The sequence below is a fragment of the Acinetobacter johnsonii CIP 64.6 genome, from assembly GCF_000368045.1.
Taxonomy (GTDB): domain Bacteria; phylum Pseudomonadota; class Gammaproteobacteria; order Pseudomonadales; family Moraxellaceae; genus Acinetobacter; species Acinetobacter johnsonii.
Genome location: NZ_KB849229.1, coordinates 53,166 through 78,988, shown reverse-complemented (window position 1 = coordinate 78,988; position 25,823 = coordinate 53,166). Strand labels below are relative to the sequence as shown.

At 35.4% G+C, this 25,823-nt stretch carries 21 protein-coding genes and 1 pseudogene; 4 read left to right on the top strand and 18 right to left on the bottom strand.

The window, feature by feature from the left end; all coding sequences use genetic code 11:
* Positions 1–66 precede the first annotated feature (66 nt).
* Positions 67–1,437, top strand: a complete 1,371-nt coding sequence (locus F986_RS00360; RefSeq protein WP_004684265.1) for a phosphohexomutase domain-containing protein — start codon at positions 67–69, stop codon at positions 1,435–1,437.
* Positions 1,438–1,541: 104 nt separating this feature from the next.
* On the opposite strand, the gene F986_RS00355 is transcribed toward F986_RS00360, so the two are convergent.
* The 6 genes from F986_RS00355 to F986_RS00330 form a co-directional block, all read right to left on the bottom strand.
* Positions 1,542–3,005 (bottom strand): capsule assembly Wzi family protein, encoded by a 1,464-nt coding sequence (locus F986_RS00355; protein WP_026056508.1) that lies wholly within the window; start codon positions 3,003–3,005, stop codon positions 1,542–1,544.
* A gap of 112 nt (positions 3,006–3,117) precedes the next feature.
* Entirely contained in the window at positions 3,118–4,140 is a 1,023-nt protein-coding gene (galE, locus tag F986_RS00350) for a UDP-glucose 4-epimerase GalE (RefSeq protein ID WP_004684262.1), read from the bottom strand.
* A gap of 1 nt (position 4,141) precedes the next feature.
* Positions 4,142–5,803, bottom strand: a complete 1,662-nt coding sequence (gene pgi / locus F986_RS00345) for a glucose-6-phosphate isomerase (RefSeq protein ID WP_004684260.1) — start codon at positions 5,801–5,803, stop codon at positions 4,142–4,144.
* Positions 5,803–7,056: a UDP binding domain-containing protein gene (locus F986_RS00340; RefSeq protein ID WP_004684259.1), complete on the bottom strand. Its 1,254-nt coding sequence runs from the start codon at positions 7,054–7,056 to the stop codon at positions 5,803–5,805. Before F986_RS00340 ends, pgi begins: the two co-directional genes overlap by 1 nt.
* Positions 7,057–7,074: 18 nt before the next feature.
* Positions 7,075–7,950: a UTP--glucose-1-phosphate uridylyltransferase GalU gene (gene galU, locus F986_RS00335; protein ID WP_004684257.1), complete on the bottom strand. Its 876-nt coding sequence runs from the start codon at positions 7,948–7,950 to the stop codon at positions 7,075–7,077.
* Between the two features lie 128 nt (positions 7,951–8,078).
* Positions 8,079–9,443 carry an undecaprenyl-phosphate glucose phosphotransferase gene (locus F986_RS00330; protein WP_004684255.1) on the bottom strand — a complete coding sequence of 455 codons (1,365 nt, stop codon included), beginning with the start codon at positions 9,441–9,443 and terminating at the stop codon, positions 8,079–8,081.
* Positions 9,444–9,718: 275 nt separating this feature from the next.
* Between F986_RS00330 and F986_RS00325 the strand changes: the two genes are divergently transcribed.
* The gene (locus tag F986_RS00325) at positions 9,719–11,146 is read left to right on the top strand and encodes a mannose-1-phosphate guanylyltransferase/mannose-6-phosphate isomerase (protein ID WP_004684252.1); all 1,428 of its coding nucleotides are present in this window, start codon (positions 9,719–9,721) and stop codon (positions 11,144–11,146) included.
* A gap of 33 nt (positions 11,147–11,179) precedes the next feature.
* Here F986_RS00325 and F986_RS00320 read toward each other — a convergent pair whose 3' ends face one another.
* Entirely contained in the window at positions 11,180–12,331 is a 1,152-nt protein-coding gene (locus F986_RS00320; protein WP_004684251.1) for a glycosyltransferase family 4 protein, read from the bottom strand.
* Between the two features lie 130 nt (positions 12,332–12,461).
* Between F986_RS00320 and F986_RS00315 the strand changes: the two genes are divergently transcribed.
* Together F986_RS00315 and F986_RS18475 are read left to right on the top strand one after the other, a co-directional pair.
* Complete coding sequence (locus F986_RS00315) at positions 12,462–13,460, top strand: glycosyltransferase family 4 protein (RefSeq protein WP_004684249.1); 999 nt, start codon at positions 12,462–12,464, stop codon at positions 13,458–13,460.
* A gap of 193 nt (positions 13,461–13,653) precedes the next feature.
* A pseudogene (locus tag F986_RS18475) lies at positions 13,654–14,039 on the top strand (transposase); the annotation flags it as partial.
* 116 nt (positions 14,040–14,155) lie between these two features.
* Here the strand turns inward: F986_RS18475 and F986_RS00310 are convergent.
* From F986_RS00310 to F986_RS00260, 11 genes are all read right to left on the bottom strand, one after another.
* Positions 14,156–15,091, bottom strand: coding sequence for a glycosyltransferase (locus tag F986_RS00310; protein ID WP_004684247.1), 936 nt, complete (start codon positions 15,089–15,091; stop codon positions 14,156–14,158).
* Complete coding sequence (locus F986_RS00305) at positions 15,091–16,095, bottom strand: EpsG family protein (RefSeq protein WP_004684246.1); 1,005 nt, start codon at positions 16,093–16,095, stop codon at positions 15,091–15,093. The genes F986_RS00310 and F986_RS00305 overlap by 1 nt, the downstream gene beginning before the upstream one ends.
* Positions 16,085–17,026, bottom strand: a complete 942-nt coding sequence (locus F986_RS00300; RefSeq protein ID WP_004684245.1) for a capsular polysaccharide synthesis protein — start codon at positions 17,024–17,026, stop codon at positions 16,085–16,087. Before F986_RS00300 ends, F986_RS00305 begins: the two co-directional genes overlap by 11 nt.
* 7 nt (positions 17,027–17,033) lie before the next feature.
* Positions 17,034–17,750, bottom strand: a complete 717-nt coding sequence (locus F986_RS00295) for a DUF4422 domain-containing protein (protein WP_004684244.1) — start codon at positions 17,748–17,750, stop codon at positions 17,034–17,036.
* Positions 17,750–18,901 carry a UDP-galactopyranose mutase gene (gene glf / locus F986_RS00290; protein ID WP_004684243.1) on the bottom strand — a complete coding sequence of 384 codons (1,152 nt, stop codon included), beginning with the start codon at positions 18,899–18,901 and terminating at the stop codon, positions 17,750–17,752. Before glf ends, F986_RS00295 begins: the two co-directional genes overlap by 1 nt.
* 8 nt (positions 18,902–18,909) lie before the next feature.
* Positions 18,910–20,202 (bottom strand): oligosaccharide flippase family protein, encoded by a 1,293-nt coding sequence (locus F986_RS00285; protein WP_004684241.1) that lies wholly within the window; start codon positions 20,200–20,202, stop codon positions 18,910–18,912.
* 6 nt (positions 20,203–20,208) lie between these two features.
* Positions 20,209–20,772 (bottom strand): dTDP-4-dehydrorhamnose 3,5-epimerase, encoded by a 564-nt coding sequence (gene rfbC / locus F986_RS00280; RefSeq protein WP_004684240.1) that lies wholly within the window; start codon positions 20,770–20,772, stop codon positions 20,209–20,211.
* A 68-nt stretch (positions 20,773–20,840) separates the two neighbouring features.
* Entirely contained in the window at positions 20,841–21,731 is an 891-nt protein-coding gene (rfbA, locus tag F986_RS00275; RefSeq protein ID WP_004684238.1) for a glucose-1-phosphate thymidylyltransferase RfbA, read from the bottom strand.
* The gene (gene rfbD, locus F986_RS00270) at positions 21,728–22,636 is read right to left on the bottom strand and encodes a dTDP-4-dehydrorhamnose reductase (RefSeq protein ID WP_004684236.1); all 909 of its coding nucleotides are present in this window, start codon (positions 22,634–22,636) and stop codon (positions 21,728–21,730) included. Before rfbD ends, rfbA begins: the two co-directional genes overlap by 4 nt.
* Positions 22,637–22,649: 13 nt before the next feature.
* Positions 22,650–23,732 carry a dTDP-glucose 4,6-dehydratase gene (rfbB, locus tag F986_RS00265; protein ID WP_004684234.1) on the bottom strand — a complete coding sequence of 361 codons (1,083 nt, stop codon included), beginning with the start codon at positions 23,730–23,732 and terminating at the stop codon, positions 22,650–22,652.
* A 181-nt stretch (positions 23,733–23,913) separates the two neighbouring features.
* Positions 23,914–25,779 carry a polysaccharide biosynthesis protein gene (locus F986_RS00260; RefSeq protein WP_004684231.1) on the bottom strand — a complete coding sequence of 622 codons (1,866 nt, stop codon included), beginning with the start codon at positions 25,777–25,779 and terminating at the stop codon, positions 23,914–23,916.
* Positions 25,780–25,823: the final 44 nt, after the last annotated feature.

Sequence of the window (25,823 nt, the reverse complement as noted above, 5' to 3'; positions counted from 1 at the left end):
ATAGAAGCTATTTTCCTTCTATAATCACATTTCCCTCACTACTCAGGAATTATTTCGAGAATTCAGATGACACAACTCACTTGTTTTAAAGCCTACGATATTCGAGGCAAACTCGGTACAGAACTGAACGAAGATATTGCTTATAAAATTGGCCGTGCTTATGGGCAAATTTATCAACCCCAAACCGTGGTTGTGGGCTGCGATATTCGTCTAAGCAGTGAAGATTTAAAGCAAGCAACCATTCGTGGCTTAAATGATGCGGGTGTGAATGTTTTAGATTTAGGTATGACAGGTACAGAAGAAGTTTACTTTGGCGCATTCCATTTAGATGTCCAAGGTGGTATTGAAGTAACGGCCAGCCATAACCCTATGGATTACAATGGGATGAAACTGGTTCGCGAGAACTCACGACCAATTAGTGCGGATACAGGTTTAAAAGAGATTCAAGCATTGGTAGAATCTGGTGAATTTACTAAAACTACGGTGAAAGGCTCAACTGAAAAATACAATATCCTGCCTGAATTCATCGAACATTTGATGACCTATATTGATCCAGCAAAAATTATTCCGTTGAAGCTAGTAGTAAATGCCGGTAATGGCGCTGCTGGGCATGTTATTGATGCAATTGAAGGAAAGTTCAAAACACTGAATGTTCCTATTAAATTTATTAAAATACATCATGAAGCGGATGGTACTTTTCCGAATGGTATTCCTAATCCATTGCTAGTCGAAAACCGTGATAGCACTCGCAATGCAGTTTTGGAGCACGGCGCAGACATGGGCCTTGCCTGGGACGGCGACTTTGACCGCTGTTTCTTATTCGATGAAAAGGGGCAATTTATCGAAGGCTATTACATTGTCGGCCTATTGGCTCAGGCCTTCCTGCTGAAACAGTCAGGCGAAAAAATTGTGCACGATCCGCGTCTAGTATGGAATACCTTGGATATTGCTGAACAGTACAAAGGTGAAACTGTGCAGTCTAAGTCAGGACATGCATTTATTAAACAGGTTATGCGCGAACATAATGCTGTATATGGTGGAGAAATGTCTGCTCACCACTATTTCCGTGATTTCTCTTATTGTGATAGCGGTATGATTCCTTGGTTATTGGTAATTTCTGTACTCTCAGAAACCCAGCAAACATTGTCTTCACTGGTTGAAGATATGATTGAAAAGTTCCCTTGTTCGGGTGAAATCAATTTTAAAGTTACGGATACTCAAGCCACCATTCAAAAGATTTTTGATCACTTTGCCGATCAAAATCCTGCAATTGATGAAACGGATGGCATCAGCCTGAATTTTGGTGCATGGCGTCTAAATGTACGTGCTTCCAATACTGAACCTTTATTACGTCTCAACATTGAAAGCCGTAAAGACCAAAATCCACAACCAATACAAGACTATGTGGATGAATTAACGCAGTTGATTCAAGGTTAAATTGTTCTGCATGCTAATAAAAAACCATTCAACTTATCATATAGGTTGAATGGTTTTTATTTTTAGCTGAATTCCCGATGGGTTCTCTAAAAACGGACAGCTTATTAAAATAATGAGCGATCCAATGGAATTTCAATCCCTAAAGACACGCCGCTATCTCCACTATACACGTCAGAGTCACTGACCCAACCACTTAATTTCAACGGCGTATTCGGACGAAGATAATGTGTCCACGTTAAATCTAGAGCTTTGATTTCATCTTTTTGTGGAAAAGCATGATTGATTTCAAGTCCTGACTGATTCACTTTTGCCAACAAGATGCGACCATTTAAACGATTCATTTTATCGAAACGAATATCCCCACCTAAACTATACATCTGACCATCACCGCCCATAGCGTGAGCTAAAGGGAATCCATGTTGGTAGTAACCATCTATATAATTATGATGATTATATGAATAACCCCAAACATCACCATTGGTACGTGTATCTGACCATTCAGTATAAAGCTGGAACGGCATATTCTTCACTTGTGAGGAATAATCGAGTCCTGCCAAATACATTTTCCGAGATGGCAGTAAACCTGATTCATCTTCACCGACAAACTGCCCATACAAACTCAATGGAACTTTAAACCATTGTTGTAGATTTAAACGCGCATCTAGGCCTGCAATTTGGTTTGAGGCATTCCCCTCTCCAATACACCCACTATCATCACATTCGTTATCTTTACCAATAAAAGCATTCCAATAGGCTTTGAAACTATCAGGTTGACCTTGACCATCTATTTGGAATGTACGTGATGCACCCAATTCAAGATAAGGTAAAGGTTGAGCTGTTAAACGCATTCCCAAGAGATTTGTATTTGGCACGGCCTCATAATCATCTAATCGGCCAGCAAAAACTTGATACTGCCAAGGGCCAATCCAAGACAGCCATTTCGTTTCAAATGCCTTTTGCTCAGCGCGTTGCATTGTAAAACCGTATACTGGACGACTTGCATCCCCTCGGATTAGACTACCATCATGCCCAGGTCCCCAATAGGTTGGAATTTGTCCTGCAATCAACCATTGATTCCACAACTTTCCAGCTAAATATGACCCTTCAACATTCACATCATGCCCATTATCAATAATAGGGTCTTTTTCAGCATTAATACGCAGTCTTGCATCCGATTGCGCCCCACCAGCATTGAACTCAACAGCCGCTTGATATTGTGATTTTTGTTCATCTGCAAAATGTTGCGGTACATTTTGGGGATCAGATTCAGCATATAAACTGGCTTTGGCTGTTGTATTTTCCGCACTTAAAGCAGCTTGCACGGAATCCAAGACTTGCTGCTGAACTTGATTATCAATCTTTGCATTAGATAAAGCACGTTGTATTTCATCACCACTTAAAGGCCATGTAGACGTGCTAATTTGAATCACACCTTGTTGATTTAACCAATTTAAATCAGTTCGTAAGTCTTCATTATTTAAAACAATTCCTTGTGCAATTGCTGGCAAAGAAAGTGCAGATAAAACCGCAAGTGAAAAAAATCTAATACTTTGATATCTCATAAATATTCTTCATCTAAGTTCATTTTTAAAAAACATCATAGCGATGTTTTTTAAAATAAGGGAATAAATACATGATTGTTTGCATAATCAATACATGACAGAGTTTTAAAATATTGTATCAGTCCTGCATAAAACCATTTGGATTTTGCTTTTGCCAGTTCCAACTATCAACCAGCATATCTTCTAACCCAAATTTTGGCTGCCAACCTAATTCAGCAACTGCTCGAGCATTATCAGCAAACGTTGTTGCAACATCCCCTGCCCGACGTGGCGCATATTCAAAAGGAATATGCACATTATTGACTCTCTCAAAGGTATCCTTGATTTGCTGTACAGAAATCCCATTGCCAGTGCCAATATTCCAAACACGACAACCTGTATCATTCAGCCTGTTCTGAATCGCCAAGACATGCGCACAAGCCAAATCAACAACATGAATATAATCCCGCACGCCTGTACCATCTGGGGTATCGTAATCACGACCAAATATCGACAATTTTTCACGTCGCCCTACTGCAACCTGAGTCACAAATGGCATTAAATTATTTGGAATTCCATGTGGATCCTCTCCAATTTGGCCACTTTTATGTGCACCAACAGGATTAAAATAACGCAGTAAAGCAATGGACCAAATAGCGTTTGATTCGGCAAGCTTTTGTAACATTTGCTCAACAATCAACTTGGTATAGCCATAATTATTGCTTGGCATTCCTGTTGGCATATCTTCGCTTAAAGGTGATATATTTTTTTCATCATAAACTGTTGCTGATGAACTAAAGACCAATTTAAACACTTTGGCACGAATCATCGCTTGAACAAGATTAATCGAGCCTGCAACATTATGGTCAAAGTAAGCATGTGGAATGACCTGACTTTCACCGACTGCTTTTAGACCCGCAAAATGAATAACCGCATCAATCTGATGCTGTGCAAAAATTTGATCTAAAATCTGCGCATCGCGAATATCCCCTTGAATAAAAGTTAAACCTTTATTGGCTAAAGCTTGGACTCTCGATAATGAAACTTCAGAGCTGTTTGATAAATTATCTAAGACAACAACTTCATGTTGAGCATCCAATAACTCCAAACAGGTATGTGAACCAATATAACCCGCCCCACCTGTGACTAATATTTTTGCCATTTTATTTTCCAAGTAAAATATCTAATAGACCACGGGTAGAACTATCAAAATCAGAATAGTCTTTTGCTGTACCAGTCAAAATTGGAAGTACTTGGTTCGCAATTTGTTTACCTTTTTCAACACCCCATTGGTCAAAAGCATTGATATTCCACAAAACAGATTGCACAAATACTTTATGTTCATACAACGCAACCAACATACCTAAGGTATAAGGATTCAGTTCTTTAAGCAAAATAGTTGTACTTGGCTGATTACCTTCATATTTTTGATAATTCTCTAGACCCGCCACCTCTTCAGCATCAAGTGCCTGATTACCAAAGGCCAAGAGACGAGACTGAGCCAAACAATTTGATAACGCTAAATGGTGTTGATTAATCAATGCATTGGCATTTTTTACATAGGTAAATTGGTTAGCGGCATAACGATTCACTGGCGCAATAAACTCACAGCTTACTTTATGTGCACCTTGGTGTAACAACTGATAAAAAGCATGTTGTGCATTTGGACCCACTTCACCCCAAACAATAGGGCAAGTATCCAACTCAACTTTCTGACCATTACGCTGAATCGACTTCCCATTCGACTCCATCTCTAACTGTTGTAAATAGGCCGAAAAATACTTTAAACGACCATCATAAGGCAAAATAGCCTGAGTCTGAATTTCTAGGAAGTTATGATTCCATATTCCCAAAACAGCCATAAGAACAGGAATATTTTGGCGCAAAGGAGCATTTTGAAAATGCTCATCAATTGCATGAGCACCTGCAAGTAAACGTTTAAAGCCTTGTACACCAATATTTAATGCTATCGGCAACCCAATACATGACCATAAAGAGTAACGCCCACCAACCCAGTCCCAGAGCAAAAACTGATTTTGGTGTGCTATACCCCATTCTGTCATTTTTTCAGGCTTAGTCGATACCCCAATAAAATGATGCTGATCCACTGCTTCTGATTGGCCCAATTGCTTTTCAAGCCATTGACGTGCAGTTTGTGCATTATAGAGTGTATCAATTGTTCCAAAAGACTTAGATGAAATAATAAATAATGTCGTTTCTGGACGTAACTGATGCAGTAAATCTGAAAGCTGACTACCATCCATGGTAGATACGAAGTGCACTTTTAGTGGTTTGAATGTGTTGACTTTAAAATCAGACAGGGCATGACTCACCATCAATGGCCCTAGATCAGACCCACCCACACCAATATTGACCACATCTTGTATAACTTCACCCGTTGCACCACGGTACTGACCCGCGTGAATTTTCTCAACCAATGCATACATTCGCTCTAATTGCTCATGTACTTTCCCAGCTAATTTAGGGTGCTGCTCATCATGTTTCGGTAAACGAAGCGCCCAATGCATAGCTGCACGTTGCTCTGTATAATTAATTTCTTCTTCTGAAAATAAACGTTTCGTCCATGTAGAGAGATCACGAACTTGTGCAAAGTCAATCAATGCGCTTATTACGGACTCATCAACACGATGCTTACTAAAATCAAAAGTGATTTCATCATATTGAACAGAAAAATGTTTAAATCTTTGGTCATCTTCGGCAAAAAAAGTATTTAAGTGCTTCTGACCAATGGTTTTACTTAAGTGTTGTAAATGTTCAAGTGTTGTTGCTAGCGTTTTTTTAGGAAAAATAGTTAAATTTATCATTATCTTCCTACTCCCATATATGCAAAACCCTGACTTTTAACATAATCAGGTTGATAAATATTACGTCCATCCAAAATCAAAGGATGGGCTAATTTAAGTTTTAATTGCGTATAATCAAGTGACCAATATTGCTTCCATGCAGTTAGAACACATAAACCGTGTGCCTGATTCACCGCGTCATACTGATCTTCACATAAAATTAAATTATCACGTTCACCATAAATTGTGTGTATTTCTTCTAAGGCTTGTGGATCATGCAAACGAACAGTCACACCTTGCGCCCACAGTGCGGCAAGCATCGGATGAATAGGTGAGAAACTGGTACTTGAGGTATGTTGCTTAAAAGCAGCCCCCCAAATCGCAATCGTTTTTCCAGCTAAATTTCCATGAAAATAATTCCACAACTTGCGAAAAAGAAACTCTTTTTGTTGCTCATTGATATCCCAAACTTGTCCCAACAGCTGACTTTTTGTTCCAGTATTACTGATGGTATTTGATAGAGTCAAAATATCATGTGAAAAGTTTTCACCACCAAAACCTGCACCTGAATATAAATACGATTCACCTATCCGACTGTCTGCTGCCATTCCATCTCGAACATGGGCAATATCAATACCCAACTTTTCAGCAACATCTGCCAAATCATTCATATAACTGATACGAGTCGCCAACATGCCTGAAATACTGAGTTTGGTAAATTCAGCATCTAAAACAGGCATAAATAAATATTGTTGCTGGCGTGGAAATAAAGGTCGCAACATTTCCTCTAAGTCACCCTGTGCTTGTTGGTCAGCACAGCCAATAATCACTTTAGAGGCACTCGTCACACTTTTAAAAGCTTGACCTTCCTGAATAATATCAGGGAAATAAACCCAATGATCTTTTGTTAATACGGCTTTTAATTTTTCTGTACCATTAAGACCAAAAGTAGAGGCATTAATCATCAATTTAGGATGAATAATCGTGCGCATTTTTAATTTCTGTACAACATCAAGTGCCTCAGCCTCTTGAGTTGGATTGAAACTAAAAAAATACGCATCAATATCCAAGGGAAGAGCCGCAAAATTACAATAACTTAGAAAACCACTTTGATATTGTTTTTCTAAAGCATGAACAACATCTTGATCTCTAAGATTGAATAGCGCTGTATGGTCTTGTAAATCATTACAAATAAAGACCTGATGTCCACTCTCTGCAAGTAATGATGAGATAACACCCGCATACAGTGTTGTACCAAACATTGCGATTTTCATGGCCCATCCCTCTTTTTTTTATAACTCTAACTCTTTAATCAGTGCTTTAAACTCATCACCTAACTTGAGATGGTCAACACCATAATGTAAAACTGCTTTCAAATAGCCAATTTTGCTACCACAGTCGAACGTTCGTCCTTTCATGCGATATGCTTCAACAGGCTTTGATTGCTGTAGCATTGCAATCGCATCTGTCAATTGAATTTCATTCCCAGCACCTTTCGGTGTTTGTTCTAATAAAGTCATAATCTGTGCAGGCAATACATAACGCCCAACAACTGACAAATTAGAAGGAGCCATACCTATTGCAGGTTTCTCTACAATTCCTTGCATGACATAACTTTCGCCTTCAGCAGGAATTTCAGCAACATCGACAATACCATATTGATCAACCAAACTATCAGGGACAGCTTCAACCATAATTTGGGCTGCGTTTGACTTAGTATAACGCTCAATCATTAAGCTTAAATCGTTGCGCGTATCACTATCTTTAACCAAGACATCAGGCAGGAGCACAGCAAAATCATCATCACCAACAATAGATTTAGCACAAAGAACAGCATGGCCAAGCCCTAAAGGTTGTGGTTGGCGTACACTAACAACACTTACACTTGCAGGTAAAATGTCGGTAATTTCTTTAAGTAAATCAAACTTCTTTTTTTGTTCTAATGTCGTTTCTAATTCAAAGTTACGATCAAAATAGTTTTCTATAGATGCTTTCGATGAATGTGTGACTAAAATGATTTGCTCAATCCCAGCAGCTACTGCTTCTTTGATAACATACTCAATTGCTGGGCGGTCTACCACAGTAACCATTTCTTTAGGAATCGCTTTACTTGCAGGCAAGAATCGGGTACCTAGTCCAGCCACAGGAAGAATCGCTTTTTTAATCATCGAAGATACACTTTTTTATCAAAAAATTATTTATTAACACTACACTATTTTTTATTTCAAAATGTTTAAAAATAGTGCAAACAACCCAAAGTTTCTATAAACGTATCAAATATTGAAAACACAAATATTTAATATGCAGATTTATTAATGAAACCCTTAAACACCGTTAAAAATATAATTTTAATATCCAATAGAAGACTCCAAGTTCGGATGTATTCCAAGTCACATTCAACACGCTTTTCCATCTTATCCAGAGTATCTGTTTCCCCACGCCACCCACGAATCTGTGCTAAGCCCGTAATACCAGGTTTCACTTTATGTCTAAGCATGTAGCCCGTAATTAGTTTGCGATATTCTTCATTGTGCGCTGCTGCATGTGGACGCGGACCTACAACAGACATACTGCCTAATAAAACGTTAAAAAATTGCGGTAGTTCATCTAAAGATGTCCGTCTTAAAAAACCACCTATTGGGGTCAACCGAGGGTCATTTTTAATGGCCTGAGTTACTTTAGTTCCATTTTCCATGACATTCATACTTCTAAATTTGTAAACTAAAATCGGCTTTCCATTTAAACCATAACGCGTCTGCTTAAAGAAAACTGGACCTTTAGATGTTAATTTAATAGCAATTGAAATGCCAATTAAAATTGGAGAAATCAACAATAAAATAACCAGTGAAAAACAAATATCTTCAATGCGCTTCAATAAAGTATTAATACCTGTTAAACGAGTATCTATAATTGGAATAATCGGCGTACCATTAATATCCTCAACACGCGAGTATAAAAAGTCATGCGAGAACAACTCAGGAATAATAACTGTTGAACATGTAGTATCTGCTAAAGACTTGATAACTTGATCCGCTTGTTCAATATTATCTTGATTGATCACAACATAAACCTTATTAATTTTTTGTTTGTCAACAATCTCCATCGCATCATCAAGTCCACCAGAATAAACAAAGCGGTCATAGTCCTGTCTAAATGAGAACACACCTATTGGGTTAAAACCTGTCCATTCGGAGTCTTTTAAATCTTGAAAAAGCTTAAGTGCTTTATCAGAATCACCGAGGATAAGCACATCATTAGCGCGAATAAAATACTTAAAAAACAATGCATAAGATAAACGTATAGCAATACGCAGCACAGACATGATGAAAACCACACTCAAAAAGTAGGTGAATATCACTTGTGCATTCATCTTGCCTAAAAAGAGTAAAATAGGACCAATTAAAGCGACACTAAAAAAAACATTTTTCAAACAAAAAATAAGTTCATTAAATAGACTAACGCCACGCCATGAGCGATAAAAATCGGTTAAGCCACCAATGAGCTGAAATAAACTAACTACACTCAAAAACATTAAAAGCGTTCTATTATCTATAGGCATATTATTTATTTTAGAAATAAAATAAAAGCCCAAATAAATTGCTACAACATCACAAAAACGTTGTAATATTGACACATATGATGCGTGTAACCTTGAAGCCATTTTTTGCCTATTAAGAATTGTTATCAGACTTATTAAAAGCTAAATCTTTATAAAGAATAACTTTTTTGGATATTCTTCATCAATAAAAATATCCTAACCCTATAATTAAAATGGAATAAAATATATTATTATTGTAGCAATAATTCAAGTTTTATCTATAATTGTTTAATCTAAGTAAAAATTCATCACTATTTTGTTGTTTTTACAAAACAATATTCGATTTTTCTTAGAAAAACCATATAAATAGCACATGAAACACAAATAAGAGATTTTCAATGATACCTGTAATTTTATCTGGTGGTTCTGGTTCACGACTTTGGCCGTTGTCTCGCTCAAGCTATCCAAAACAATTTTTACCAATCACAAACGAAAGAACATTATTCGAACTTACTCTAGATCGTATTTCAAACCTAAATGCATCTTTAATTAACTTTCAAAATCCTATCATTGTAACCAATGAAAATCATCGCTTTATTGTTGCTGAACAACTTCGCCAACAAAAAATGACAGCTAAAATTGTGTTAGAGCCTGTTGCAAGGAACACAGCTCCCGCAATTGCAGCCGCTGCAGAATTTGCGCTGTCTTATGGTGAAGACCCCATTCTCCTCATTCTTGCCGCCGACCATGTTATTCAAGATCAAGAGGCATTTAATCAGGCCATTAAAGTTGGCTTAGCAACTGCCGAAGCTGGAAAAATGGTTACTTTTGGTATCGTGCCCAATTCACCAGAAACAGGTTATGGTTATATTAAAGTAGCAGATTCTATTCACACGGCGGGGAAACCTCAAGCTTTCAACATAGAAGGTTTCGTCGAAAAACCGAATTTAGTGACTGCACAACAGTATCTAGCTGATGGCTCTTTTCTCTGGAATAGTGGCATGTTTATGTTTAAAGCATCTGTTTATCTAAAAGAATTAGAAAAGTTCAATCCAGCTATTGCTAGCAATGCGAAAAAATCAGTGAATGAAAGCAAAATTGACCTCGATTTTGTCCGTTTAGGTCAAACAAGTTTTGAACAATGCCCTGAAGACTCCATAGATTACGCTGTTATGGAAAAAACAGATAAAGCTGTTGTCATTCCTTTAAATGCCAATTGGAATGATGTTGGAGCTTGGAAAAGCGTATGGGAGGTCAGCAAAAAAGATGCTTTAGGCAATGCATTACGCGGCGATACCATCATCCACGATACTCAAAATTCACTGGTATACGCTGAAAGTCGTTTAGTGGGTGTTTTAGGTCTAGAAGATATTGTCGTCATTGAAACATCTGATGCCGTACTTGTCGCACATAAAAATAAAGTTCAAGATATTAAGAAAATTGTAGAAATATTAAAAGCACAGCAAAGGACTGAGGTCGACTTACATAGAAAAGTATATCGACCATGGGGTAATTACGATTCCATAGACAGTGGTGACCGTTATCAAGTCAAATGTATTGTTGTTAACCCAGGGCAGAAACTTTCACTACAACAGCATCATCATCGTGCAGAACATTGGATTGTTGTCAATGGGACTGCAAAAATTCATAAAGGCAAGGAATCATTCCTTCTTACAGAAAATGAATCTGTATATATTCCTTTGGGAGAAATTCATGCACTGGAAAACCCAGGAAAAATTCCTCTCGAACTAATTGAAGTACAATCTGGTTCATATCTTGGAGAAGATGATATTGTCCGATTCGAAGACTTATATGGTAGATGTTAAATTTTATACGCCTAGCAACTGCTAGGCGTATTTTTATAAAGTGCTCATTTCCTCTTGCTTCATTTGCCATTTACTATGTACATAAATTTCTAGCTCTTGCTCAAATCGCTGATTTGAAAATTTCAAAGCATTAGTACGACAATTTTCTGGTAAATACAAATTCTCATTTTTTTCAAAATACTCAACCGCAGTAATTACGCTAGGGACATCTTGCTTTTGAAAAAAAGTTCCTGTCGGATGCAATCCAACCTCACAATTCACTGTTTCAAGTGCCCCACCTTTACCAAAAGCAATCACGGGTGTGCCGCATGCTTGAGACTCAACAGGTGTAATACCAAAATCTTCTTCCGCTGCAAATACAAAGGCTTTAGCGCGCTGCATATGATCTTGCATCACGCTGTTCGGTTGATACCCTAAAATTTCGATATTAGATGTCGCTTTAGACTTGATTTTTTGCATATCTGGGCCATCCCCAATCACGACCAATTTTTTATTGGGCATATGAGAAAAAGCTTCAACAATTAGATCAATTTTCTTATAAGGCACCATACGTGAAGCGGTAAAGTAAAAATCATCTTTGTTTTCACGTAGTGTAAAACGATCTGTATCTACAGGTGGATAAATCACATCTGCATCGCGGCCATATACCTTATGAATACGACGCGCAATAAATTTAGAGTTTGCAACAAAGTGATCTACCCCATTGGCGGTGCGGTAGTCCCACATCCGAATTTTGTGTAATAACCAACGTACAATAATGGCTTTTATGCCCTTGGTGAGCCCCAACTCACGTAAATACTGATGCTGTAAGTCCCATGCATAGCGTATAGGCGAGTGAACATAGCTAATGTGCAGTTGGTCGGGCCCCGTAAGCACACCTTTGGCTACTGCATGGCTACTCGATAAAATCACATCGTAGGCAGAGACATCTAACTGCTCAATGGCTAAAGGCATAAATGGAAGATAATTGCGGTATTTTGTTTCAGCTTTAGGAAATTTTTGAATAAATGTTGTTTGGGCGTGTTTACCTAAAAAATGCTGTCGACTTTCATCGCTTAAAAAATCAATCACAGCAAATAGATCTGATTTTGGGAAAACTTTTAATATTTCAGTCATTACGCGCTCAGCACCCGCATAAGTGACAAGCCAATCTGCAACTAAAGCTGTTTTTGGTTCTGTTATCATAGGAAGCTCTTACTCATCCATAATTTTGTAAAAAAATTGAATTTTTGAAGTTAGCAAGTATATACCATTTATATTCCGATAGGATTTCATTATAATTCGAGGTAATTAAAATCTCGTTTAATAAAATTGTATGTTAAATCAACAAAATAAAGTAATTTTCGATACACGTTGGTTTGGAGAGCATGGTATCGGGCGTTTTGCGACAGAAGTTTATGACGAAGATTTCTTTCAGCCAATAAAATTAAAAGGCAACCCTGTATCAATTTTTGATGTTATTAAGCTTACTATATATTTGTTTTTTAACAAAAACTTCTTTTTTTCACCTGGTTTTAATGCACCTTTTTTCTTTTTACATCGAACAGCAATTACTATCCATGATCTCAACCATATAGATGTAGATGCCAATACATCCTTTTTAAAGAAACTCTATTACAACATTGTTCTTAAGAGGGCATGTAGAAAAGCTGCACTGATATTTACCGTCTCTGAGTTTTCAAAAGGCAGAATTGTAGACTGGTCGGGTATCAATCCAGATAAGGTGAAAGTAGTGTATAACGGTGTATCGAGTGCTTTTCATCAAGATGTGCAGCCCTACCTACCGGGTTTTCCGTATATTTTCATAGTGGGTAATCGAAAGCTACATAAAAATGAAGACCGAGCTTTAAGAGCTTTTGCACAGGCAAATATAGATAAAAATATCTATGTTTTATTTTCGGGTAAACCTTCTGATCAATTAGTAAATACAGCGAAGGAGCTTCAAATTGAAGATCGAGTTAAGTTTCTCGGACGATTAAGTGAAGATGAACTAGCATCAACCTACAAAGGCGCACTCTGCCTACTTTTTCCATCACTTTATGAAGGTTTTGGGCTTCCTGTAATTGAAGCGATGGCATGTGGAACACCTGTAATCACGTCGAATACGACTTCATTGATAGAAATTGCTAATAATAGTTGTGAACTGGTAGATCCCAAAAGAATTGAACACATTAGTAAAGCGATAGAAAAAATTCTGTATAATACTGAACTTCAAAAAAGATACATAACTTATGGCCTTAAAAATATTGAGATATATAATTGGTACTATATAAAAAATAATTTAGTAAAATATTTAAAGGCGGTAATAAATTAAAATTCTGATTAATTATTTCTTATAGCTTTGTTGTATAAAGCCTTCAGATAACTCTAGTCCAGTTTAATCGTATGAGTTCATAATTTAAATTTTTTCCTTTATTTTGATGGATGATTAGTTTTGTGGTACATGCCTATTTATAACAGCTTATTCAATAATATAATTTCCAAATGAATAAACTTATATAGCTAAACAAATTCCACAAGATGAACAGATTGACTCCGTATATACCGATGGTGCTTATGATACCAAGAAATGTCGGCAGGTGATTTCGGATCAGCAAGCCTATACTGTCATTCCGCCGAGAAAGAATCCGAAGCCTTGGAAAGATATACCCATTCGCTACAAAGAAATGAATTACTTCGAACAGTTAAGCATTTAGGTAGGGCGATATGGAAAAAATGATGTGACTATCATCGGAGAAGTTTGGTTGAAACCAAGATGCATTGCATTAAGTTATTAGGCGATAGAATCAGTATTAGGAATTTTGACAGTCAAGTCAACAAGATTCATGCACGTGTGGCAGTCTTAAATAAATTTACTGAATTAGACCAACCTCACACCCGAGTTGTGCCTTGAATTTGATAGTTAGAGGGAAACTCGCCTCTGAAATGTTTGTGCAACAAAGCCCAACAGGGCTTATTGCTCTAGTCATCTTATCTTTCAAGATAATTAATTATCCAAGATTCATATTATTATTTCCAATAATAAAGATTTTGCTTTTGATTATTTCCAATTTTTCTCTTAAGAAAAAAAGAAAGAAAAGAAAAGAGAATACTTCCTCGAATTAAAAACCTAAATTTCAGTATCACAAAAAATACCTTTAATATATTTTCATCTTTTAAAGAAAGATATGCTTTAAATAATTGAATTTCTTTGTCTTGAAATCTACTATAATTTTCATTATAAAATGATTTTATTGCAATATAATGATGATAATCTATCACAAAGGGCTTAGAAGTAATATAATTATAAGCCTTAGATAAAAAAGAACCATAAAAATTAGTAGTAACAGCTTTCTCATGTCTTCTATATAGCATTAAATCCATATTTAAATATTTAACTTTTCCAAAAGAGAATGCTAATAACGAAAGATAATGATCATGCATAACGATTTCAGAAGGTACTTCTAAAACCAAATTAATTAATTTTTTATTAATAATCATAGAACAGCCTTGTAACCCTCCATTATTTAATAAAAATTCATTTAATGATTTAGGCTCATTTAAATTTATAAAACCAGTAACTTTATTTATATTTTGATTAAAAGAAACCCCTTTAGCTAACCCAATACAAGGTAATTTTTTTTCATCTTTAATAAAGTTGTAAAGTTGAAATACTTTGTTATCAAACCAAATATCATCTTGATCACACAACATAATAAATTCAGCAGATGAGTTTTTTATTCCATTTAAAAATGTCAATGCACACCCTAAATTTCTTTTATTTTGATGAAAATGGATACGACTATCAATCTTTATAAACTTATTTATAATATCGACAGTTCCATCAGTTGAACAATCATCATAGATATGTAATGACCAATTTTTATGAGTTTGACTTATCAAAGAGAGCAATTGAGCCTCTAAATATTTTTCACCGTTATATGTTGCCATAACTATATCAATCATCAAAAAACTCCAAATCCACTATTAATCCATTTATTTAAAACTAAAAAATCAAAACTTGATTGAGATGAAAAAAAGAAAGCATATGAAGAGAAAGCAAAAGTAGTTATTATCAAGCAAAATAAGGCTTTAAAATTCTTCCAACCAGTATCAAATTTTTTACAAATATCTATTAAAATAAAGAAATATGCTATCTCAATAAATCTAAAAGCAGCAATTTGACTATTGCTCAAAAGATAAGATATAAAAAAGATATAATAAAACAAAGATAAATAATAAAAAATAGTCCTATTATTTCTTCTCAAAATAAATAATGAAACTAAAATGGATATTGAGTATGGATGCAACAAATAGTATATAGATGGATAGTTACCTTCACCATATTTCAATTCTATCAAAGAATTAGTATATACTACAGTTAGTAGTATAGATAAATAAAAGAGACAGCCAAAATAAAATCGATACTTTGGATGAATTTTTAATTCAAATAAGTCTCTATATATCAATAAAAAAATAGCAGGAATAATAGAGTAGTGTGTTAATAAACTGACAATTAGTAGAAAATATTTTATAAAATTTTTATACCTTAAAGTTGTTGCATACAAAAAAAGCCCAAGACTAAAAGAAATTCGTATTTGAGTTAAGTCATGAAACCAATATAAGAATAAAAAATAAGAAATTAAAAAGAGATAAATACCTCTAATTTTATTATAAAATTTATAAACAGATATAAACTTTAAAGTTAGGCCAAAAGCAGAAAAAAACAATAACATCCATTCATAATTAGCACCAAAATAATGTAATACTTTTGAAACCAATATATAAGTTGGTTCCATTTCTTGAACAAAATATGAAGTATCAAATTTTATAGAATTAAATACTCTTATATAGTTTGAGTCATCTGAATCAAAACCCCGTGGTTTTAAAGTAGAAAAAGATGCCATAAAAAAAACTATATATATCAATAGCGTAAAATATAAATATTTTACGCTGTGACTATTTTTCATCAACACTACTACCTTTATTAAAACCGCTACTACCAACCACACTATTTACATCATAATTTCCTTTTTCTAAATATTTGTTAATATAATCCCTTATATCACTTGTAAACTTAATTAATTTAGGATTATATACCTTTCTTTTATCCTTAAAAAGCAAATTTCTAGCAATAAACCAACCATTTGCACAAAATTTGTAATTATAATAATGCCCTGTACTTTTTGAATTTAAGTACACTATATCATATTTTTTCTTTGATTTAACAATTTCAGCTGCTACATAAATCATCAAATAATCAGTATTTGGAATTTTTTGTATAATATCTTTTTTATTAAAATAATCTTTATAATATAAGTATGGATTACTACTAGTCACACATAATTCAAACTCCAAAAACCAATCATTAATAAAGTCATTATTTTTTTTAGCCGCTATAAACCAACTTTCACAAACTGGATTATTTTGATCCAATGTACAAAGATCAGTATAAAATAATAATGTTGAAAAATTTTTAATGTTTTTCTCTACCCAAAATAAATCTTGCAACAAAAAAACACTTGCATCCATCCAAACACCACCATATTTTCTTAGTAGTGCTAATCTGATATAGTCAGATAATGTTGCTTGAGTTAATTCATAATTTATTTTTGATAAATCAACATATTCAATTACATTTTTTCTATTAAGAATTGTTATATCATAATCTGGACATAATTTTCTCACTTGAGAAATACACCTTTCTACCAAAAAATTCCTTTCGGCAGAATCCCAATAAATCCAGATTATCTTAGGAAATGAATTATTACTTAGTTTATTGTTTTCATTTTGATATACCCATTTTTCCTGCTGACTATAACCAAAAATAGATCTGTACCAACAAAGTACAAACCAATATATTGGAGCGACAATAGTTCTTAGTAATTTAATTTTTTTCATTTTTAACTCAAGAAATAAAACTAACATTTTTATATCTAATTTTGAGATTTTTTTTATGCATTTCAATATATACATTCAATAATCTTTCAGATATAAAACCATAAACTCTACGTTGATATGCATCATAATCATCTAAATCTAGAACATTCTTCAACTCAAACAATATATTAAATAACCATTCACAATAACCATTTACAAAATCTTTATGAGCTATAAACATATTGTAATGACTCATACCAGACTTACTATTAGATACCATATCAAAAATCTTTAAATATTCTGGAAATTTATGACAAATTATACCTCTTAAAACATCCCAATGTAGAGATATATGATTTTTCTTGTAATGATCTTGTATTGATAATTTAGAAAAAAATCGTCTCAGTAGAAATATATTCATTATACCTTCTTTATAATACCTAACTTTTTTAGGTATTATAATTTCATTTCTGGATAAAGATTCGATATTATTTACATCTAAAAAATATCTTCTATAATGAACTAGTCCCAAAATATCTGCATTGCTATTTTTCCACATCCAATACAAAGCGGTCAACTCACAAAAATTCGGATTCAGATTAGAAATATTATCTCCTGTATTATCTCCAATAATACCTAAATCCAAATCTGTTAAAGCTTTTCCAACATGAATTGGAATATAACCCTCTATTCTAGGAAAGTTATACTCTTTATGTGTTGCAATATATATTTCTGTTTTCATCATTAAACAACCATTTCATTATGATAAAAGCTTTTTAATTTATCATTATTTCTAATATTCAACAGTATTTTACTTACCAAATATAATGCTTCTTTAATAGTGACATCCATATCCATATAGCGATACGTTCCAAGCCGTCCAGCAAAAGTCACATTTTTTTCTTTTCCAGCTAAAGCAATATATTTTTCTAATAAAAATTTGTCGTTTACTAATCGTATCGGATAGTAAGGAATATCATTTTCACCGCAAGCTCTACTAAATTCTTTAAAGTATATTGTGCTGTTGTATGTTTCCCATGGAGTAAAGTATTTATGTTCAGAAATACGCGTGTAAGGCACTGTTTCATCACCATAATTCATTACAGCTGTGCCTTGAAAGTCACCTTCTGTAATATGCTTTTCAAAGTCAAGTGTACGATATCCTAATCGCCCTTCTGAATATTCAAACCACTGATCAAGTTGTCCAGTCCAAATCACATGGTCATACTGTTCAAGTAGTTTCTTATTAAAGCTTGTATTCAATTGAATCTCTATTTGCTCATGAGTAATAATAGACTCAACAATAGGTGTGTAACCATCTTTTGGGATACCCTGATACTTATGTGAAAAATAATTATCATCATAGTTAAAACGTACTGGTAATCGTTTTAAAATACTTGCTGGCAGCTCAGTTGGGTCGCAGCCCCATTGTTTCTTGGTATATCCTTTAAAGAATGCTTCATACAAATCTTTGCCTACAAATTTTAAAGCTTGCTGCTCAAAATTTTGTGGCTCTTTAATCGATTGATCTGCAATACTTGAAATCCATTCTTTTGCTTGAGTCGGATTAAAACTTTTTTTGTAAAACTGATTAATCGTATGTAAATTAATAGGTAACGAATAGACTTGATTTTGATAATTTGTTTTTACACGATTAATGTATGGCATGAAAGTACCATGTTTATTGATGTATTCCCATACTTGCTCATCACTAGTATGAAAGATATGTGGACCATACACATGCTCCATCACATTAGTTTGTTCATCTCGCTTTGTAAAGCAATTACCAGCAATATGTGAACGTTGATCTATAATTTTAACATGATGCCCCGCTTCAGCGAGTTCTCGTCCAACAACCGCGCCAGTAAAACCTGCGCCTACAATTAAAAAATTCATATTTGATCCTAATGGGTTTTAATTGCATTAACTGCTTCTAAAAAAGCTTTTTTAGAAAACATCTCTAAATAAAATAGGTTATAACCTTTTAATCTAAGACAGTAGTATTGATATCCTGTTATCAATATCTCGCTAATGACCAATATAATAGCAGATGTCATTCCAGCGCCATACGGTAATATTAAAATTGTAAGTAAAACACTTAAAACAGCAACATATAGTTGATTTTTAAAGAATAAGTGATCCATCCCCAAGTTAACCATCAACAACACGCCAAAGACAGTACTATAAAGAATTAAAATTAAAGTAAAGCTAAGTATCCATAAAATTGGAATTGCATCAAGAAATTGTGACCCGAATAGAAGATGAAGCATAAACGGCCCCACTATAATCGCTCCAATAAACAAAAGAATCGCCATAAAATTAAAAATTGGCATCAATTTTTTGACAAAAAGAATTCCCTCATCAACATTCTCAGATATTTTTTGCGAGACAATTGGATAGATAAGCTGTGTTATTGGCATAATTGCAAATACTTTCGCGATATCAATCAATTTCATCGCAGAACTATAGAGCCCAACATCCCGATTACTACAATAAATTCCAAGTAATAGCGTACTAGTGGATGTATAAAAACTGATTACAACTGAAGAGAAAAACAACATTTTCCCTTCTTTCAAAAAACTAATAACTTCTTTTAATCTAACTTTTAAAATTTTAATTTTGTATTTTTTTACACATATAAAAAATAGGATAATATTCGTAAAAAAGATAACACTATATAAAATTATAGCATAAAGAAGATAATCTTCTTTCTCTTTTATGAAAAGTATAATACATACAACACTTATAATCTTAAGTAATACATTAACAATCGCAACTAATTTCAAATCTTGCTTATATTGAAAAATCCAATTTTTATCAAAAAAAGCACCTAGTACTGCTATATACGAAATACATGTTAAAAACCAGTTATACTTAAGATCTGGTATAAATAATAGTGCAATTAGTAAGAAAGGTAATGTTAGGACGAGTAAAAGAAGTTGGCTCTTAAAAACCAAGCTAAATGTGAGACTCAAGTCATTAAGTTGATTTTGCTTTCGGATAGCTGTTAATGAAAAAGAATAATTCACCAATAAAATAAGATAAGATATATACGAAAATATATAGCTTATCAGTCCAATTTTTTCTACACCTAATGCTCTAGAAACCAAAGGAATTGTAATAATAGGTAAGGCATAGTTTAATATTTGAACTACACCTAAATAAGAAAAATTTTTCAGAATTTTATTTATTTTCATAGAAGATTAAAACAACGCAGCATCTGTTAATCTACTTGCATTTTCATCTTTCTCAGTTAGCTTTAATGACGTTCCTTCTTCAACAGGCCAATCAATCGCAAGATCTGGATCATTCCATACAATACTTCTTTCACATTCTTTAGAGTAATAATTGGTAGTTTTATATAAAAACTGAGTATTATCTTCGAGTGCTATAAAGCCATGCGCAAAACCAGCAGGAATCCAAAACTGTTTGTGATTGTCACCTGTAAGCTCAAGCCCGACCCACTCACCAAATGTTGGGGAGTTTTCACGGATGTCTACCGCCACATCCCAAGCTCGGCCTTGTACTACACGCACCAGCTTACCTTGAGCATGTGGATCTAGCTGATAATGCAAACCGCGTAATACGCCTTTTTGTGAAAACGAATGATTGTCTTGTACAAATTGTGGCACATCAAGACCACGTTCAGTCAAAGCCTGTTCAAAGTTTTTTTGGTTAAAACTTTCCATAAACCAGCCACGGTCATCACCAAATACACGCGGCTCTAAAATGAGTAAACCTTTGATTTTGGTTTCAACAATATTCATTACAACTATGTCCAGTATGCCTTAATATAAGAAGCATCATGTGGATATACATAATGCCCTGATTACACTTATTTTGAATGTTCTTGATGCAATTTTAACAAGTACTGACCATATCCAGTTTTCTTAAAAAATTCACCACGTGCTTTAAGTTGGTTTAAATCAATCCAGCCATTGTTAAATGAAATCTCTTCTAAACTGGCAACTTTTAACCCCTGACGATGCTCAATGGTTTGTACAAACTGACTGGCTTCAATCAGTGAATCATGTGTACCCGTATCTAGCCATGCAAAACCTCGGCCAAGTACTTCTACATTTAGTGCTTGTTGCTGTAAATAAATATTATTTACGTCGGTAATTTCAAGCTCTCCACGATGTGATGGTTTAATATTTTTGGCAATTTCAACCACCGAATTGTCATAAAAATACAAACCCGTCACTGCATAATTCGATTTTGGCTGTTCTGGTTTTTCTTCAATACTTAAAGCTTTCCCCGATGCATCAAAGTCGACCACTCCAAAACGCTCTGGATCACTCACATAGTAGCCAAATACTGTTGCACCCGCCTGTTGCGCGGCTGCACGCTTGAGCTGCTGCCCAAAACTCTGACCATAAAAAATGTTGTCACCTAAAATCAGGGTGACATTGTCTTGACCAATAAACTCTTCGCCCAAAATAAATGCTTGAGCAAGCCCATCAGGAGATGGTTGAACTTTGTAAGAGAGTTTGATTCCAAGCGCCTCACCTGTTCCTAAAAGTTTTTCAAAATTTGGTAAGTCTTCTGGGGTAGATATAATTAAAATTTCACTAATCCCTGCCAGCATAAGCACAGACAGCGGATAATAAATCATAGGTTTGTCATAAATTGGAAGTAATTGTTTTGATGTACCCATGGTAATTGGGTACAAGCGTGTGCCAGAGCCGCCCGCTAAAATAATCCCTTTACGGTTTGTTTGAGTCATGGGAGTAGTTCCTCTAATACTTGTGTTACACCTTGCTGCCAGTGAGGAAGATGTAATTTAAAATTTTGTTCTAGCTTGTTGGTGTTTAAACGTGAATTAAGCGGGCGTTTTGCCGGTGTTGGGTATGCCAATGTTTCAATTGGATTTACTTTATTTAAAGCTAAAACTTGCCCTGTATGTCGTGCATGTGCAAAAACAAATTGAGCGTAATCATGCCATGTAGTTTCACCTTTTGGCGCCAAATGATAATGACCATGCAGATTTTGTTTTTCAATTTCAGATTGTAAGGTGTAATAGCGAATCGCTTGAGCCGTAACATCAGCAATCAGTGCTGCGCCTGTAGGCACCCCAACCTGATCATGAATGATACTCAGCTCTTCTTTGGTCTGAGCCAGTTTGAGCATGGTTTTTATAAAGTTATTGCCTCGTGCGGCATATACCCAGCAGGTACGAAAGTTTAAAAACCGAACATTGCTCTGTTCAAGTGCTAACTCGCCTTCACGTTTGGTGAGGCCATAGTAATTCACTGGTGAGGTTTGATCATCTTCATTCCATGGAGCAATACCATCTCCACTAAAAACATAGTCAGTCGAGTAATGAATCAACAGTGCATGATGCTTTTTGCACTCACTAGCCAAATGCTTCACTGCTTGCGCATTGATAAGCTGTGCCTGTTGCTGATCAGATTCGGCTTTATCAACCGCAGTATATGCGGTGGCATTCACGACGATATCTGGATTAATTTTATCAAACACATCAGAAATGGCAGCGAAGTCTGCAACATTGCCACTGAAGCCCTCAGATGACATATTGCGATCAAGTGTAACCACTTCACCAAGCGGTTGGAGTGCGCGTTGCAACTCCCACCCAACTTGACCATTTTTTCCAAGCAACAGTATTTTCATAGTTTCACGCAACTTAATTCATTTTTTCGGAGGTTGTATACTGTTGTTGAATCCAGTTTTGATATTCACCACTTTGAATATGCTGTACCCACGCTTGATTGTTTAAGTACCACTGCACTGTTTTTCTAAGGCCTGTCTCAAAGCTTTCTTGCGGCACCCAGCCTAAATCTTGCTGGATTTTACTTGCATCAATCGCATAGCGCAAATCATGTCCCGGACGATCTGTCACATAAGTGATCAGGTCTTCATAACGTGCTAAACCTTCAGGTTTGTTTGGAGCAAGCTCTTCTAAAAGTTCACAAATTGCTTTGACCACATCAATATTTTTTTGCTCGTTGTGACCGCCAATGTTGTAAGTTTCACCCACTGCTGCTTCTGTGACTACTTTATAAAGTGCGCGGGCATGATCTTCTACATATAACCAATCACGAATTTGTGTACCGTTTCCATATACAGGTAGTGACTTACCAGCAAGTGCATTTAAAATCACCAGCGGGATTAATTTTTCAGGAAAATGGAACGGCCCATAGTTGTTTGAACAATTGGTGAGTACAACAGGTAAGCCGTAAGTACGGTGCCATGCTCTAACCAAGTGATCCGAGCTGGCTTTACTTGCAGAATATGGTGAACTTGGTGCATAAGGTGTTGTTTCTAAAAACAGATCTTCTGTACCTTCTAAATCGCCATACACTTCATCTGTTGAAATGTGGTGGAAACGAAATGCTTGCTTTTTATCTTCGCTTAAACCGTTCCAATAATGACGAGCAGCCTCCAACAAGTGATATGTACCAATAATATTGGTTTCAACAAATGCAGCAGAGCCTGTAATTGAGCGGTCAACATGCGATTCAGCAGCCAAATGCATCACAGCATCTGGTTGAAAACTTTCAAATAATTGATCTAATGCAATGCGATCACAAATATCAGTCTGGGAAAATTGATAACGTTCATTATTTTCAACCAATGCCAACGATTCTAAATTACCCGCATAGGTGAGTTTATCGACATTGAGTACCTGATGGGGTGTATTTTGAATAATATGGCGAACGACTGCTGAACCAATAAAACCAGCACCGCCTGTTACCAATAATTTCATATTTTCCTGCTCTTAATTTAAATTGATTGATAGCAAAATAATTTTAGGTTATCTATAGATAAATAAGATGTTTCTTTTTTCTAAAACTATTTCAGTATTTTATTCAAAATATGTGAATGAATTGTATAAATATTTTAATTGAACACGTTAGGCTTTATCAAATGAACATCAATAAAATATATCAATTCTTGTGCAAATCTTTGGTTTTGTAACCCTCTACATAGGTTTGTAGGATATTTTTAATTTTTACCTGATTCTCTCCTTGTTCAGATAAATCAGATAACTGCAAAAATACGCTGTTAATTTGATCAAAAAGATAAAAATGCTCATACGATTTTAAAATTCGTTCATGGTCGGTTTTAGTCACATTTTCAGATTCGATGAGTAGCTCTTCATATAGTTTTTCACCTGGACGTAGGCCAGTAAACTGAATTGCGATATCCCCTAAGCCTTTTTCATCCATAGGTTTAAACCCACTTAGACGAATCATCTGTTTAGCCAAATCAACAATTTTAACGGGTTCACCCATATCCAGTAGAAAAACATCTCCGCCTGTTCCCATTGCCCCCGCCTGAATCACCAACTGCGCAGCCTCAGGAATAGTCATAAAATAACGAGTCACCTCAGGGTGAGTTACTGTAACAGGTCCACCTTTTTCAATCTGTTTTTTGAACAAAGGAACGACAGAACCTGATGAACCTAATACATTACCAAAACGAACTATACTGATTTGTGTTTGCGGTTTTGTGGCAGCTAAACCTTGGCAATACAATTCTGCCATCCGTTTCGATGCACCCATGACATTGGTTGGGCGTACAGCTTTGTCAGTAGAAATCAGGACAAAGGTTTCAACCCCTTGAGCCACAGCAGCGTCAACACTACGGGCCGTACCAATTGAAGTATTATAGATCCCTTCAAAGGGGTTGGCCTCAACCAAGGGAACATGCTTATAAGCTGCTGCATGGTAAACCGTTTGCACAGCATGGTTTTGCAATATACGTTCCAACTTTATTTGGTGAGTTACAGAACCTAGTATAGGCACTACTTCTACACCTGCGTTTTGTAATTCGCGATCAATGGAATACAGTGCAAATTCAGACATTTCAAATAAAACAAGGCATTTTGGTTGATGCTTCAAGATCTGACGGGAAAGTTCTGAACCAATTGATCCACCTGCACCAGTTACCATCACCACTTTATTTTTAATATTTTTTTCTAAAAGGTCTAACTTGGGTGGTACTGGATCACGCCCCAGTAAGTCAATAATATCGACTTCTCGAATATCGGAGACTTGAACTCGCCCGCCCACCAGTTGGGTGACCCCTGGCAGTTCCATCATTTTGACATTAGACGGTTCAAAAGACTCAATAATTGCTTTTTTACGTGCACGACTTACAGATGGCATAGCCAGTAATATTTCTTCGATGTGAAACTTACGAAATGCGGTAAGCGCCCTTTTCGGTGAAAAGATTTTTAGTCCGCTTAAAGACTGCCCTTGTAACGAAGCTTTATCATCAATAAAACAGACGGGCAAATAGTCATCAGAGCGATATAATGCGGCCGCAATTTGCTGCCCCGCAAGCCCTGCACCATAAATCGCGACACGCTTACGGTTTTGCTTTTTCACAAAAGTACGCAGTGTGGCATAGCGAATTACAGCACGGCTCCACCACATCCAAGAAAACAGCACAAAGCCGTACATGAGTGGAATGCTCATGGGAATAAAAGCTAAACCGAGCTTCTTAACTGCATATAAACCAACAATTTGGATAAATGTCGCGATCGAGATCCGTAGCAAATAATCTTCATTGAAGGAGCGCACAATCGCACTATAAATACCGAGTAAGGCAAAAATTGCGACACCAATGACACCGACATACAGATACCAAAAATCTAAACCTTCCATCACCGGAACATTTGGTTTGGCTAGTCGAATGGCATAAACCAGCCACATCATCAAAGGCAGGACACAGATATCCATGACCACTAAAACAACTTGTTTTTGGCGGCGCGGTAATGATGCAATAACTCGGATAATGTCTTTCACGATGGACTCAACGGGCTAGATGAAGGCAAAAAATTGCATGGCAA